We start from the raw sequence: 13,434 nt of genomic DNA, 5'->3' as shown, positions 1-13,434 counted from the left end.
GTTCGAGTCCCATGGCACTTCCCAAGCCGACATTGCAGGCCCGCCCGTCAGCGGGCCTTTCCTTTTTAACCGATGAGCCTCTGTTCGTGGCCACCGGCGTGCGCCTGGGTTTCTCGCGCCGCCAGGGCGGGGTGAGCGAGCCTCCCTACGACGGTCTCAACTTGGGTGATCACGTGGAAGACGACCCGATGGCCGTGGCTGAGAACCGCGCGCTCCTCTTGGATGCCGCGGGCCTCGGGAGTACTCGGCTGCTGACGCTCAACCAGGTGCACGGCGATGTCGTGCTCGCCTTGGACGACGATGCGGCTGCCGCATGGGAGGAGGTGACGCGCGCCGGGGCCGCCGGCGCCGACGGCGTGGCCGTGGCCGTGCCGGACGTGACGGCGCTTTTGTGCTTCGCCGACTGTACCCCGGTTATCGTCGTGTCCCCGTCGGGGGCTTACGCCGTGGCCCATGCGGGTTGGCGCGGAGCGCTCGCCGGCATCCCCGCCAAGGCCGTTGAGGCGCTGGCGGCTCTCGACGCTCGTGCGGGGCGAGCCGCCGATCCTTCCGAGTACAACGCCTACATCGGCCCGCATATCGGCGCGGAGTGCTACGAGTGCGTCCCCGACCTCGTCGGCCGCTTCGCCGAGCGCTTCGGGCCCTCGTGCGCTCGCGGCGCCGATCATCTCGATTTGGAAGCCGCCGTGCGCGCCAGTCTCGCCGAGGCCGGTGTCGCGGAGGCGCGCATCGCGTCGTCGGGGGAGTGCACCGCCTACCGCGACGACCTTTACTTCTCGTATCGCAAAAGCGGAGGCCGCTGCGGACGCCACAGTGCCTTCGCCGGTCGAAAGGAATGAGCTTGTGAGTATTGCCGAGCGCTATCAGAGGGTGGCCGCGGAGGTGGCCGAGGCAGCGGTGGCTGCGGGCCGCGCGCCCGAGGACGTGCTCCTCGTGGCCGTGTCGAAGACGGTTGGGCCCGAGGGCGTGGCCGAGGCGATCGAGGGGGGCGCCCGGGATTTCGGCGAGAACCGCCCCGACCAGATCGTGCCGAAGTCCGCCGCGTTCCCCGAGGCTCGCTGGCACTTCATCGGCAACATCCAGTCGCGCCGCATTCCCGAAATCGTCGCCTCTGCAACGCTTATCCACTCCCTGTACCAACGACGCCATGCCGAGAAAATCGATCGCGCGGCCGCGGAGCTTTCCAAGGTACAGGACGTGCTCATCGAGGTGAACGTGTCGGGCGAGGTGTCGAAGAGCGGCGTCGACCCCGTCGAGGCGGCCGATTTGGTGCGCACGGTGGCCGCCCTGCCCCACGTGTCCGTGCGCGGCCTTATGACCATGGCCCCTGCCGGCGACGCGCAGGCGGCCCGCGAGGCCTTCGCGGGACTAGCTGAACTGGCCGCCCAGATTCGCTCCCAGCTTCCCGCCGATGACGCCGCCGTTTTCACGGAGCTCTCCATGGGCATGAGCGACGACTGGCGCGAGGCGGTGCCCCTGGGGGCTACCATTGTTCGCGTCGGGCGGGCCATCTTTAGTGAATCTTATCAGGAGTAGCCTTCAAGCTGGTATGATGATCGAGAACACTGCGGGGCCGCAAGCGCCCCTTTAGACCTTAGAACCACGGCGGGCGGCACCGCCCACACGAAGCAGGAGGCTCCATGGACGGCAAGAGCATGTTCGGCGACATCAAGTCGAAGCTGGGTTTCGGCCGTAAGAACGGTTACGAGGAGTTCTACGAGGACTACGAGGAATTCGAAGAGGGCGACGACTACGGCGAGTACGGCTACGACGAGTCCTACGAGCGCACGTCCGGCTCGGCCTATGACCCCTACGACTCGGTAACCACCCGCGAGCCCGGCGAGCGTTCCCGTGGCCGCTCCTCCATGCCCCGTCTCGTCTCCATCGACGCCGTGCGCGCCCGCACGGCGGTCCCCACGCTGCCCGACGACGATGCGCCCGCGAGCCGCCGCGGCTCCTCCAGCTCGTTCCGCACGATGGTCGATTCCTCGCTGCCGCCGCAGATGACCCCAGAAGGCACAGCCGCCGCCTCCGCCGCCGCCTCGGCGGTGCATCACGCCCGCTCCGAGGGTTTGAACTCACTGTTCGAATCCACCACGCCCCCGGCCGATACGCGCCCGGCAAGCTCGCGAGGCACTTCTGCCTCCGCTTCCGGTTCGCGCTTCACCCCCTCTCGCACGCTGAAGGTGGTGGCTCCCGGCGCCTACAACGACGCCGAGGCCGTCTCCACGGCGCTCAAGCTCGGCAATGCGGTGGTGCTGAATTTGGCGGCCACTCCCGATGCGCTGGCCAAGCGCATCCTGGACTTCTCCTTCGGCGTGGCCAGCGCGCTGGATGCGAACGTGGAATGTGTGGGCAACAAGGTGTTCGCCCTCACTCGCATCGACGAGCTCACCGAGGCCGAGCGCTCCTACCTGCGCACTCAGGGTATCATCTAGCGCTTGGCGCGCCCTTAAGACCTTCCGACTAAGGAGCCTTTGAACTATGCTGACCTACCTCCTCGTGAGACTGGCCGACGCCTACTCCATGATCATCTTCATCTACGTGATGATGTCCTGGCTGCCGAACACCCAAAGCGGCATCATCGGCGACATCTACCGCGCTCTGGGCAAGCTGTGCGACCCGTATTTGAACTTGTTCCGAAAATTGATTCCGCCCCTTGGAGGAATGGTGGACGTGACTCCCATCATCGCTCTGCTTGTATTACAATTCGGGGTACGTTTGCTGGTGATGATTTTCTAAATTCAGACGGCCGGCATTCCGACGTGTCAGCGACGTAACATCGTAAGAAACTGAGGTACCTACATGGCAATCACCGCTTCCGACATCCACAATCAGAGCTTCTCCATCGACCGCAAAGGCTACGATGTGGATGAAGTGGACGTGTTCCTCGAGCATGTCGCCGACGAGATCGACATCTTGAACGACACCATCGCGCACCTCCAGGATCAGCTGGAGGCCGACCGCTTCAGCGGCTTCGACGCGCCCGCCGCCTCCACGGTGGCCATCACCGAGGTGGCTGCAGCGACCGTCGACACCTCCGAGTACGACGCTCAGCTCGCCCAGAAGGACGCCATCATCGCCGATCTGGAGCGCCAGCTTTCCGACAAGCGCGCCGACGACAACGCCATCGCCCAGGCCCTCATCATCGCCCAGCGCTCGGCCGACGAGATCCTCGCCAAGGCCAACGCGAACGCCACTGAGACCATCCAGGACGCCCGCGACGAGGCCCAGCGCATCATCGATCGCGCCAACACCGATCGCCAGGACGTCATCGACGCCATCCGCAAGCTGCAGGACGACCGCGAGGATGCTCGCGAGGAGTACGCTGACCTCTTGAAGGACATCATCTCCGACGCTTCCCGCAAGCTGGCCGACATCGGCGCCAACGTGCCGGCCGCCGCGACGGCGCTGGACGGCGAGTACGACGTGGTGCCCGGCCTCACCGGCAACTTCGAGATCGACGAGTACGTGGCGCCCTCCGCTTACGTGACGCCTCAGGCCCCGGCCGCCGTTGTGGCCGCCGCCACCCCGGTTGCCTCTCCCTACGAGAAGGACCTCTCGGGCTTCGGCGACGCCGACGACTTCGAGTTCGAAGAGATCGACTAATCAGCTGAGAGAATCTATATGGTATGTAAGAACCGCCTTATTGGGCGGTTCTTCTTATTACTTGATCTTTTGTCTTACCCGTTCGCCCAAGGAAGTCAGCGAGGTTCCGACAGGTGCCTGGAATTCGCTTGAAAAGCGGCTGAGCGTACTTTGGTACGCGAAGGAAAGCTTTGAATGCGAAGGCCAGGTGCCTGTCGGAACCGCAGCATCGACGTAGTTTGTGCGCCGTCAGGCAAACGAAACAAAGAGGCGAGCGGACCTGTAAGCCGGGTTCTGTCGGGGACGGCCATTTATCTCGAACGCGAGTCGCCCCGCGCCTCTAGCACGCAACCCGAGCGCACGGCGGGCCACCGTATGGCGCTCCTATTTGCGCTTGCTCCAGATGGGGTTTGCCAAGCCGCGACGTTGCCGCCGCGCTGGTGCGCTCTTACCGCACCGTTTCAGCTTTTCTCCTGTGTCGCGCATGCGGCTCGCACCGCATGTTCCGAGCAGGGGAGTCTTCTTTTCTGTGGCACTTTCCGTCGGGTCGCCCCGCCCAGCCGTTAGCTGGCATCTTGCCCTGCGGAGCCCGGACTTTCCTCGCACCCCTGAGGGGGTACGCGACCGTCTGGCCCGCTCGCCTGTGGTATTGTAGCAGAACTTGCTTCACCCTGGTCGAACCACACGAGTGACACACCGTGTCATCCTGAGCGGAGCGCGCAGCACGAGGTCGAAGGATCTAGCGGCTCCCCGCAATGAGATCCTTCGACTTGCGCTCGCTTAAGGATGACATGGTGAATGTGAATGGAGGATATGTTTTGAGCACGGTCGCATTAGTTGGCGCATCGGATTTCAATGCCGCTCACTTTGCCGCCCATTGGAAAGAGGGCGCCTTCGATGCGGTCATCGCCGTGGACGGGGGGTTTGCCTCCCTGGCAGCTGTGGACTGCGCGCCTGATCTGGCCATGGGCGACTTCGACTCGCTGGGATACGTGCCCGAGGGCATGTCCGTGAAGGCGTTTTCGCCGGAGAAGGACGCGTCGGATATGGAATTGGCTTTGGAGGAGGCCCTCGCGCGCGGCGCCGATGCCGTGGAGGTGTACGGCGCGCTCGGGGGGCGGCTCGACCACACGGTGGCGAACTTGCAGCTCTTGGCCTCCTTTGCCGAGCGGGGGCTCGCTGTGGCCGCAGTGGGGGAGCGCGAGCGTATCGCGTTTCTCGTCGGCCCCGGCGAGCTGCGCCTTCCCGCGTTGCCGAGCGGTATCGTGTCGGTGTTCTCGCTGACCGATGTTTCTGCAGGGGTCGTGGAAGAAGGCTTGAAGTACGGCCTTGACGGCGTGGCCCTCACGAACCGCACGAGCTGGGGCCTTTCCAACGAGATGGTCGACGAGCCGGCGCGCATCGCGGTGGAGAGCGGCACGCTGGCGGTGTTTATGCCCCTGTAGGGCGGCCGTCCGCGCCCACGCCGCTTGCGACGCGGCCCAACTTCCCTATACTGTGCCTACAACCTCATACCCGGGGAGCTTGCAGCCGCGCGACGGTCGGGCAGGCTGAGAGGGGGCGCCGGATACGCCCCGACCCGAAGAACCTGATATGGGTAATGCCAACGAAGGGAGTCTCTATGGCCAATGCCGCACCGTGCGCCGCCGCCGACGCGCAAACCCCCATCACCCAGATCGATTTCGCCCGCGCCGGCGTCGTCACGCCTCAAATGGCCGCCGTGGCCGCCGCCGAAGGCCGCGAGCCGGAGGCCGTCCGCGCCGCCGTGGCCGCCGGGCGCACCGCCATTCCGGCCAACATCCATCACGCAAGCCTTGTTCCAGCCGGCGTCGGTTCCACCCTGGAGGGCGTCCCTCTTTCCACGAAGGTGAACGTGAACCTCGGCATCTCGGGCGATCTGGCCGATGAGGCTCTGGAATGGGAGAAGGTGGACGTGGCCCTGGAACTGGGCGCCGACGCCATCATGGATCTTTCCAACTCCGGCAAGACCCGCGCCTTCCGCCGCGCGCTCGTTGAGAAGTCGCCGGCTATGATCGGCACCGTGCCCATGTACGACGCCATCGGTTACCTGGAAAAAGCGCTCATCGCCATCACGCCCGAGGACTTCCTGGAGGTGGTGCGCGCCCATGCCGAGGACGGGGTCGATTTCGTCACCATCCACGCCGGCATGAACCGCCGGGTCATCGAGTCGTTCAAGGAGACGGGGCGGCTTACCAACATTGTGTCCCGCGGCGGCTCCCTCATCTTCGCCTGGATGGAGGCCACCGGTCGCGAGAACCCCTTCTACGAGTACTACGACGAGGTGCTCGCCATCTTGCACGAGCACGATGTGTGCATCTCCATTGGGGACGCCATGCGTCCCGGCAGCGGCTACGATGCCACGGACGCCGGGCAGATCGCCGAGCTCATCGAAATTGGCAAGCTGACGCGCCGCGCCTGGGACGCCGGAGTGCAGGTGATGGTGGAAGGCCCCGGGCATATGGCGCTCGATGAGATCGCCGCAAACATGAAGCTGGAGAAGCGGCTGTGCCACGAGGCGCCCTTCTACGTGCTGGGGCCGCTTGTGACTGACATCGCCCCGGGCTACGACCACATCACGGCGGCCATCGGGGGCGCCATCGCGGCTTCTGCCGGCGCCGACTTCCTCTGCTACGTGACGCCGGCCGAGCATCTGCGCCTGCCGGACGCGAACGACGTGCGCGAGGGGCTGGTGGCTACGAAGATCGCCGCCCACGCCGCCGACATCGCCAAAGGCGTGCCCGGCGCGCGCGATCGCGACAATCGCATGAGTGATGCGCGCCGGCGCGTGGCCTGGGACGAGATGTTCGAGCTGTCGCTGGATCCGGCCCGCGCCCGCGCCGTCTTCGAGAGCGCCCCGCCTTCCACCGAGGGCACCTGCACCATGTGCGGCAAGATGTGCGCCATGAAGACCGTGAACGACATCATGGACGGTCTCGTGGTCGACCTGGATGCGGAGTAGGGGCGCCAAGGAGGCGCTGGAAGAGAATGGGGCGCGAGGCGCAGGGTCGGGTCGATCTTCGCCCCCTATCGAGGCAGAAAAATCGAGTTGTTAGACTTTTTCAGCAGGGCATTTTGCGGAAACAAAGAACTAAAAAGGTCTGACCAGGCATTTTCGTAGTGTTTCCTCCTGTTTGCTCGGCATCGCGCTTGCGCAATGTCTAACAACTCGAAAAAAGTGACCAGAACGAACACCTGGTTTGGAACAAGGAGTGAACATGCCTGTACGGGAACGTGGAAAGTGGTCGGCGGAGGCCATTCGCTGTGCCTTGAAGCTGTACGCGGTGACGGACAACGCGTGGCTCGGAGAGCGGACGCTGGCGGAATGCGTGGAAGCGGCGCTTGCCGGGGGTGCGACCTTCGTGCAGCTGCGCGACAAGCAGGCGACCGGCGATGCGCTGCGGGCCGAGGCGGAGGAGCTGCTCGCGCTCTGCCGCGCGGCCGGCGTGCCTTTCGTGGTGAACGACGACGTGGAATGCGCGCTCGCCGTGGGCGCCGACGGGGTGCACGTAGGCCAGGACGACATGGCCTGCGAGCGAGCGCGGGCGCTGCTCGGCCCTGACGCCATCGTGGGCGTATCCACCCAGACGGTGGAGCAGGCGCGGGCAGCCGAGGCGGCCGGTGCCGACTACCTGGGCGTCGGCGGCGTGACCGGCACGGCCACCAAGCCCGAGGCCGGGGTGCTCGCAGCCGAGGAGTTCCGCGCTATCGTCGCTGCCGTGGACATCCCCGTCGTCGCCATCGGCGGCGTGAATGCCGCCACGGTGCCGTGCCTGTCCGAGCTGGACGTTGACGGCGCCGCCGTGGTGAGCGCCATCTTCGCCGCTGACGATATTGAGGCCGCAACACGCGAGCTTTCCCGTATCATCGACGAAACCCTGAGTATTTAAGTCATGGTCGCCTGCTTGCCGCAGACGCGAAAGGGGCGGCGCTCCTGGCTTCGGGCAACGCGCAGGGAGAAACGGGACGGGAATCGGAAGACCCGTTAGCGAGAAAGGAACATCCATGCTCGGCGACGAGAACAACAACGACCTCATCGACCTCACTTCCATCGATCGCGCGAAGTGCGCGCTGCTCGTCATCGACGAGCTGGGCGATCCCACGGGAGGCCCGCTCGAGCCGGTGCTCCTGCCTGCCATCCAGCAGACGGCCAAGCTCACGACGGCCGCCCGCGCCGCCGGTATGCCCGTCGTCTTCACCAACGACGCCCACCTCCCCGGCATCGATCGCGAGTTGGCCCTGTGGGGCGCCCACGGCATCGCCGGTACCCCGGAGGCCCAGACCTCGCCGCTGCTTGATCCTCAGCCCTCCGATTACGTGGTGGAGAAGCGCCGCTACAGCGGCTTCTTCCAGACGGGACTGCTTTTGCTGTTGAACGAGCTGGGCGTCGACACGCTCATCTGCTGCGGCATGGACACGAACATCTGCGTGAAGCATACGGTGGCCGACGCCTACTTCAACAATTTCAACATCATCGTGGTCGGCGACGCCACGGCCACGTTCCTCGTGGGCAATCAGGAGGAAGGCCTCGAATACATGAAGGTGTGCTACGCCGCCAAGGTCGTCGACACCAACGAGGCCGTGAAGCTCATCGAGGGGTAGCCCCCGTCTCATCAACGGTTGATTGCCAGAAAGGGGCGGCCGTGCAGGCGCGCCCCTTTCGTGTGAAATGATGGTTTCATGCGGCCGTTCGGGAAGCGGTCGACGCCGTCGCGAAAGGAATGCCATGAAAGCGGTTCTCACCATTGCCGGATCCGATTCCAGCGGGGGAGCGGGTATCCAGGCCGACCTGAAGACCATCGCCGCCCATCATCTGTTCGGGGAGAGCGTCATCACGGCGCTCACGGCCCAGAACACGCTCGGCGTTACCGACGTGCTCGAGGTGGATCCCGTTTTCGTGGGCACCCAGATCGACGCCGTCTTCGACGACATCCGGCCCGATGCGGTGAAGATCGGCATGGTGTCGTCGCCGGCCATCGTGAGCGCCATCGCCGATGGGCTCGATCGCCACAAAGCCGCCAATGTCGTGGTCGATCCCGTTATGGTGGCCACGTCGGGCTCGGCGCTCATCGCCGACGCCGCCGTGGACGCGCTGGTGCGCCAGCTGTTTCCCCGGGCCACGGTGATCACCCCCAACATCCCCGAGGCCGAGGTGCTCTCGGGCACGGCCATCGCATCTTCGGAAGACGTGGAGGCGGCTGCGTCGTTGATCGCCGACCGCTGCGTCGCCGTTTGGGAGAACGCGTCGGATTTCGCGGACGCAGCGCCTTCCGTGCCCGCTATCCTCATCAAGGGCGGCCACGGGGTGGACGAGCCGGACGCCGCCGACGACTACCTGCGCATGGCCGACGGCGAATCGGTGTGGCTGCGGGGTACGCGCATCGCCAACGACAACACCCACGGCACCGGCTGCTCCCTCTCCTCGGCCATCGCCTGCGGCCTGGCCCGGGGCTTTTCCGTGGACGTGGCCGTGCGCGACGCCAAGGCCTACGTGGCCGGCGCCCTCGCGGCCGGTCTGAACCTGGGGCGTGGCTCGGGTCCCCTCGACCACATGTGGCAGTACGGTGCCCCGATGCCCTGCTAGGGCGAGAACAGCTCTGTCGTACTGGGGTTTTCGCGCGAGCTTTTCACGCGATGCGGTTGCGGCCGCTCCCCGCATTTTTCGTAATTCCCAAAATTGGGGCTTGACGGGGGGCGCTTGCTTCCGTAACATACTCACTTGCGCTCGCCGCTTTCGAGCGGTGTGGCGAGAAAGTTCTGTTGGGGTGTCGTCTAATGGCAGGACAGCGGTTTCTGGTGCCGTATGTGAGGGTTCGACTCCTTCCACCCCAGCCATTTTCTCGCGTGGCATTTCGTGGCTCCGTCGTCTAGCGGTTTAGGACGCCGCCCTCTCAAGGCGGAGGTCGCCGGTTCGAATCCGGTCGGAGCTACCAAGGAATCCGGGTCGGGAGGCCGCACGCCTCCCGGCTTCATGAAGCGCCATGTGGCTCCGTCGTCTAGCGGTTTAGGACGCCGCCCTCTCAAGGCGGAGGTCGCCGGTTCGAATCCGGTCGGAGCTACCAAGAACTCACGAGCCGCCCTCGGGCGGCTCTTTTTGCGTCCGGCGAGTGTGGCGGAGAGGCGAGAAGGGAAGGCGTCGTGGAGTTTCTCATCGTGTGCCCGTTGGCGCTCATCGCCGGTTTCGTGGACGCCATCGCCGGCGGGGGAGGGCTCATCTCCCTGCCCGCCTACTTCTTCGCCGGACTGCCGCCCCATGCCGCCATCGCCACCAACAAGCTCTCCAGCACCTTGGGCACGCTGGTGGCCACCGTACGCTATGCGTTGTTCGGTTACATGGTGAAGCGCTTCGTTGTCGCAGGCGTCGCCTGCGGCCTGGTCGGCTCGGCCATCGGCGCGAATCTGGCGCTTCTGGCCGACGCCACCGTGCTCACCGTGGTGATGCTCGTGGCGCTTCCCCCCGTGGCGTTCCTCGTGTTCCGCTCCAAGAACCTCGACCGTTTCGCCGAACGTCCCCTGCCCCCGCGCCAGGCCCTTGCGGCCACGGCCCTCATCGCCCTGGCCGTGGGCGTCTACGATGGGTTCTACGGGCCGGGAACGGGCACCATTCTCATGTTGCTGCTCGCCGCCGTGGCCCACCAGGACGTGCGCACGGCCGCCGGCACCACCAAGGCGATCAACCTGGCCACCAACGTCGCCGCCCTGGCGGTGTTTCTCGTCAATGGCGCGGTGCTCATCCCGCTGGGGCTCGCCGCCGCGGCCTTCAACATCGCCGGCAATTGGCTCGGCTCCACCTTCTTCGACAAGAAAGGGGCGCTCATCCTGCGCCCCATCATGCTCGTCGTCATTGTCCTGTTCGCCATTCGCCTCGTTACCGACCTTCTGGCCTAGGACGTCTCCCTGCGAAGCTTTTCCGCGAAGGCGAGCAGCTCCTCGCGCTCGTTGGGGACGCGCTCGTCGATGACGGCGTCCAGGCACGCATCCAGCAGGCGGCCCACCTCCGGGCCGGCCGCCACGCCGAGGGCCATGATGTCGCGGCCGTTTATGGCGAGGTGCTTCACCGTGAAAGCGGCCTCCTCTTCCAAGATCTGCTCCATGAGGGCGCGCAGCTCGTCGGCGGCATCGGCTCGGGGAGCGCAGAACGGCGCCTGGGCCAGGGCGTCGGCCCGCTTGATGTCGCAGAGGGCCGCGAACAGGTCGGTGCGTCCCCCGAGCCGCCCCAGCATGCGGCGCACGGCTCGGGCGTTGGGGGGCACCACGTCGTCGTGGGCCCGCACGAGAGGCGGCACGTCCCGGCGCAGCCAGGCAGGGAAGGGGAGGCGGTGCATGATGCCGCAGGCCAGCGACACGCTGACGGCGGCATGGCCGTAGAAGTGCTCCACGGGCCCCTCGTCGGTCTCCTCGAAGAACGCCGCTGCGGGCTTGCCCATGTCGTGGAACAGGGCGCTCCAGCGCTGCAGCGGCTCGGGAGGCGTGCGCTGCACCACCCAGGCGGTGTGCTCGAGCACATCGTATATATGGTACTTCGTCACCTGGGCGCACCCCTTCATGGCCACAAGCTCCGGCAGCACGAAGGCCAGTACATCGACGCAGGCCACAAGCGCATCGTGCACATAGTCGCCGCAGACGAAGCGCTCCAGCTCGCGGTAGACGCGCTCGCCGGACACTTGGCGCAGCAGGTTTTTGCAGGCGATCATGGCCTCGAAGGTGGCAGGGTCGATGGCCACACCGAGCTGTGAGGCGAAGCGACAGGCTCGCAGGATGCGCAGTGCATCCTCGGAAAAGCGCGTCGCCGGGTCTCCCACGCTGCGCAGGACGCCGCGCTCCATGTCCTTCAGGCCGCCGAAGGGATCGATGATCCCGCGGGCGGGATGGTAGGCCAGGGCGTTGATGGTGAAGTCCCGCCGCTGTAGATCCTCTTCTATAGAGGAGGCCGGCGCCACGGAGTCAGGGTGGCGCCCATCGCTGTAGGTGCCGTCGGTGCGGTAGGTGGTGATCTCCAACGGCTCGCCGTCGCGCACTACCGTGAGCGTGCCATGGGCGACGCCGGTCTCCACGGTGCCCCAGCCGGCATCACGAAAGGCCTCTTGCACCGCGGGCCAGGGCAGGCTCGTCGCGATATCCACATCGTGGATGGGCCGCCCGAGCAGAGCGTCGCGAACGAAGCCGCCCACGCACCATGCCTCCCCTCCGGCCTCCTCGATGATTTCCAGAGCATCATGGGCGGCAAGAGGAAGGGGCAGCGCTTGGGGAAGATCGTCCCGAATCGCTTCGCCGGGAGCGAATTTGTTTTCACGTCCAGCACGGACAGCGACCGTCTCGTCGGGCTTTGTCGCGTCTGAAGGCCGCGATGCGTCGTTGGAGAAACGATAAGGACGCGGTGATGTGTTGGGGTTGCGGTGAGCGGCAGTCATAGAGCTTGTCCTTAGGATCGATGATTTATCCCTATTATACAGGGCTTTTGCGAGATAAGAAGATGCAGCGTGATGCAGCTGGGCAAAAAGTTTTAATAAATTTCAAAAAACCCCTTGCGCGAAATCCCGGGAGCTGTATCATATGCGAGCTGCCTTTTTCGGAAGTGCGGAAGGCGGCGCCCCCGGCGGTCCGGGCGGCCCGTCGAGCGAGAAAGCGAAGTTGTCGAGATTTCGTGAACCGCTTGACGGGGGATGCGAGTCCCTGTAAAGTATTTCCTTGAGCCGCTCGCGAGGGCGGCGGGGCGGGAAGCCTCCCGCGGAACCTTGACAACCGGATACTGAGGATGGAATTCGAGAGACGGAACAAACGTCTTCTCGGATGTCAGACGGACATTCGAGAGAGCAAGCTTTAACTTTTTCCCTGTCAGGGGCCCTAAGGCCCCGACGGAGAGTTTTCAAACAGAATCACACTCACATGATCTGTCGGCGCCTCCGGGCGCTGTTCGAACGGAGAGTTTGATCCTGGCTCAGGATGAACGCTGGCGGCGTGCTTAACACATGCAAGTCGAACGATTAAGACGGCTTCGGCCGTGTATAGAGTGGCGAACGGGTGAGTAACACGTGACCAACCTGCCCCGCGCTCCGGGACAACCGCTGGAAACGGCGGCTAATACCGGATGCTCCGGGGAGGCCCCATGGCCTCCCCGGGAAAGCCCTGACGGCGCGGGATGGGGTCGCGGCCCATTAGGTAGACGGCGGGGTAACGGCCCACCGTGCCCGCGATGGGTAGCCGGACTGAGAGGTCGACCGGCCACATTGGGACTGAGATACGGCCCAGACTCCTACGGGAGGCAGCAGTGGGGAATTTTGCGCAATGGGGGAAACCCTGACGCAGCAACGCCGCGTGCGGGACGAAGGCCTTCGGGTTGTAAACCGCTTTCAGCAGGGAAGACATAGACGGTACCTGCAGAAGAAGCTCCGGCTAACTACGTGCCAGCAGCCGCGGTAATACGTAGGGGGCGAGCGTTATCCGGATTCATTGGGCGTAAAGCGCGCGTAGGCGGCCGCCTAAGCGGAACCTCTAATCCCGGGGCTCAACCTCGGGCCGGGTTCCGGACTGGGCGGCTCGAGTGCGGTAGAGGCAGGCGGAATTCCCGGTGTAGCGGTGGAATGCGCAGATATCGGGAAGAACACCGATGGCGAAGGCAGCCTGCTGGGCCGCCACTGACGCTGAGGCGCGAAAGCTGGGGGAGCGAACAGGATTAGATACCCTGGTAGTCCCAGCCGTAAACGATGGGCGCTAGGTGTGGGGGGACCATCCCCCCGTGCCGCAGCCAACGCATTAAGCGCCCCGCCTGGGGAGTACGGCCGCAAGGCTAAAACTCAAAGGAATTGACGGGGGCCCGCACAAGCAGCG

Annotated in this window: 12 protein-coding genes, 3 tRNA genes, 1 rRNA gene, 1 other RNA gene and 1 riboswitch; of the genes, 15 read left to right on the top strand and 2 right to left on the bottom strand. The window is 65.2% G+C overall.

The annotated features are described in order from the left end of the window. The first annotated feature begins 11 nt into the window (after positions 1 to 11). The 5 genes from ACW4QM_RS04410 to ACW4QM_RS04390 all read left to right on the top strand — a co-directional run bounded on the left by ACW4QM_RS04410 (position 12) and on the right by ACW4QM_RS04390 (position 3,609). A complete protein-coding gene (locus ACW4QM_RS04410) occupies positions 12 to 839 on the top strand; it encodes a polyphenol oxidase family protein (protein ID WP_455798219.1) in 828 nt (275 codons plus the stop codon). A 4-nt stretch (positions 840 to 843) separates the two neighbouring features. Next, positions 844 to 1,536, top strand: coding sequence for a YggS family pyridoxal phosphate-dependent enzyme (locus ACW4QM_RS04405; protein ID WP_302012672.1), 693 nt, complete (start codon positions 844 to 846; stop codon positions 1,534 to 1,536). A gap of 104 nt (positions 1,537 to 1,640) precedes the next feature. After that, positions 1,641 to 2,438 (top strand): cell division protein SepF, encoded by a 798-nt coding sequence (locus ACW4QM_RS04400; protein ID WP_455798218.1) that lies wholly within the window; start codon positions 1,641 to 1,643, stop codon positions 2,436 to 2,438. Positions 2,439 to 2,484: 46 nt separating this feature from the next. Continuing rightward, entirely contained in the window at positions 2,485 to 2,742 is a 258-nt protein-coding gene (locus tag ACW4QM_RS04395) for a YggT family protein (RefSeq protein WP_022740272.1), read from the top strand. Positions 2,743 to 2,805: 63 nt separating this feature from the next. Then, positions 2,806 to 3,609, top strand: a complete 804-nt coding sequence (locus ACW4QM_RS04390; RefSeq protein WP_022740271.1) for a DivIVA domain-containing protein — start codon at positions 2,806 to 2,808, stop codon at positions 3,607 to 3,609. A gap of 246 nt (positions 3,610 to 3,855) precedes the next feature. On the opposite strand, the gene rnpB is transcribed toward ACW4QM_RS04390, so the two are convergent. Then, positions 3,856 to 4,228, bottom strand: an RNA gene (gene rnpB / locus ACW4QM_RS04385) — RNase P RNA component class A. A gap of 178 nt (positions 4,229 to 4,406) precedes the next feature. Between rnpB and ACW4QM_RS04380 the strand changes: the two genes are divergently transcribed. The 9 genes from ACW4QM_RS04380 to ACW4QM_RS04340 all read left to right on the top strand — a co-directional run bounded on the left by ACW4QM_RS04380 (position 4,407) and on the right by ACW4QM_RS04340 (position 10,494). Beyond that, the gene (locus ACW4QM_RS04380) at positions 4,407 to 5,033 is read left to right on the top strand and encodes a thiamine diphosphokinase (RefSeq protein ID WP_114539984.1); all 627 of its coding nucleotides are present in this window, start codon (positions 4,407 to 4,409) and stop codon (positions 5,031 to 5,033) included. A gap of 61 nt (positions 5,034 to 5,094) precedes the next feature. Continuing rightward, a riboswitch (TPP riboswitch) is annotated at positions 5,095 to 5,219 on the top strand. After that, positions 5,210 to 6,568, top strand: a complete 1,359-nt coding sequence (gene thiC / locus ACW4QM_RS04375) for a phosphomethylpyrimidine synthase ThiC (RefSeq protein WP_114539909.1) — start codon at positions 5,210 to 5,212, stop codon at positions 6,566 to 6,568. (Overlaps the previous riboswitch by 10 nt.) Positions 6,569 to 6,824: 256 nt before the next feature. Then, entirely contained in the window at positions 6,825 to 7,496 is a 672-nt protein-coding gene (thiE, locus tag ACW4QM_RS04370) for a thiamine phosphate synthase (RefSeq protein WP_114539908.1), read from the top strand. Between the two features lie 115 nt (positions 7,497 to 7,611). Then, positions 7,612 to 8,208, top strand: coding sequence for a cysteine hydrolase family protein (locus ACW4QM_RS04365; RefSeq protein WP_161128404.1), 597 nt, complete (start codon positions 7,612 to 7,614; stop codon positions 8,206 to 8,208). Between the two features lie 124 nt (positions 8,209 to 8,332). Next, positions 8,333 to 9,190, top strand: a complete 858-nt coding sequence (gene thiD / locus ACW4QM_RS04360) for a bifunctional hydroxymethylpyrimidine kinase/phosphomethylpyrimidine kinase (protein ID WP_161128405.1) — start codon at positions 8,333 to 8,335, stop codon at positions 9,188 to 9,190. 177 nt (positions 9,191 to 9,367) lie between these two features. After that, positions 9,368 to 9,441 (top strand) — tRNA-Gln (locus ACW4QM_RS04355). A gap of 21 nt (positions 9,442 to 9,462) precedes the next feature. Continuing rightward, positions 9,463 to 9,539 (top strand) — tRNA-Glu (locus tag ACW4QM_RS04350). Between the two features lie 52 nt (positions 9,540 to 9,591). Then, positions 9,592 to 9,668, top strand: a tRNA-Glu gene (locus ACW4QM_RS04345). 76 nt (positions 9,669 to 9,744) lie between these two features. After that, a complete protein-coding gene (locus ACW4QM_RS04340; protein WP_161128406.1) occupies positions 9,745 to 10,494 on the top strand; it encodes a sulfite exporter TauE/SafE family protein in 750 nt (249 codons plus the stop codon). Here the strand turns inward: ACW4QM_RS04340 and ACW4QM_RS04335 are convergent. After that, positions 10,491 to 12,017, bottom strand: a complete 1,527-nt coding sequence (locus ACW4QM_RS04335; RefSeq protein ID WP_237975197.1) for a CCA tRNA nucleotidyltransferase — start codon at positions 12,015 to 12,017, stop codon at positions 10,491 to 10,493. The two genes, ACW4QM_RS04340 and ACW4QM_RS04335, sit on opposite strands and share 4 nt — an antisense overlap. Before the next feature lie 504 nt (positions 12,018 to 12,521). Here ACW4QM_RS04335 and ACW4QM_RS04330 point away from each other — a divergent pair. Beyond that, positions 12,522 to 13,434: ribosomal RNA gene (locus tag ACW4QM_RS04330) — 16S ribosomal RNA — on the top strand; the annotation flags it as partial.

The organism is Adlercreutzia sp. CNCM I-6207 (assembly GCF_977072305.1).
Note: the sequence above shows the minus strand (reverse complement) of the source record. Positions and strands in the feature narration are given on the sequence as shown.

Excerpts from the sequence above, each read along its gene's own strand:
- ACW4QM_RS04410 (WP_455798219.1), top strand. The coding sequence starts at position 12 with ATGGCACTTCCCAAGCCGACATTGCAGGCCCGCCCGTCAGCGGGCCTT.
- ACW4QM_RS04400 (WP_455798218.1), top strand. The coding sequence starts at position 1,641 with ATGGACGGCAAGAGCATGTTCGGCGACATCAAGTCGAAGCTGGGTTTC.
- ACW4QM_RS04395 (WP_022740272.1), top strand. The coding sequence starts at position 2,485 with ATGCTGACCTACCTCCTCGTGAGACTGGCCGACGCCTACTCCATGATC.
- ACW4QM_RS04390 (WP_022740271.1), top strand. The coding sequence starts at position 2,806 with ATGGCAATCACCGCTTCCGACATCCACAATCAGAGCTTCTCCATCGAC.
- thiC (WP_114539909.1), top strand. The coding sequence starts at position 5,210 with ATGGCCAATGCCGCACCGTGCGCCGCCGCCGACGCGCAAACCCCCATC.
- thiE (WP_114539908.1), top strand. The coding sequence starts at position 6,825 with ATGCCTGTACGGGAACGTGGAAAGTGGTCGGCGGAGGCCATTCGCTGT.
- ACW4QM_RS04365 (WP_161128404.1), top strand. The coding sequence starts at position 7,612 with ATGCTCGGCGACGAGAACAACAACGACCTCATCGACCTCACTTCCATC.
- thiD (WP_161128405.1), top strand. The coding sequence starts at position 8,333 with ATGAAAGCGGTTCTCACCATTGCCGGATCCGATTCCAGCGGGGGAGCG.
- ACW4QM_RS04335 (WP_237975197.1), bottom strand. The coding sequence starts at position 12,017 with ATGACTGCCGCTCACCGCAACCCCAACACATCACCGCGTCCTTATCGT.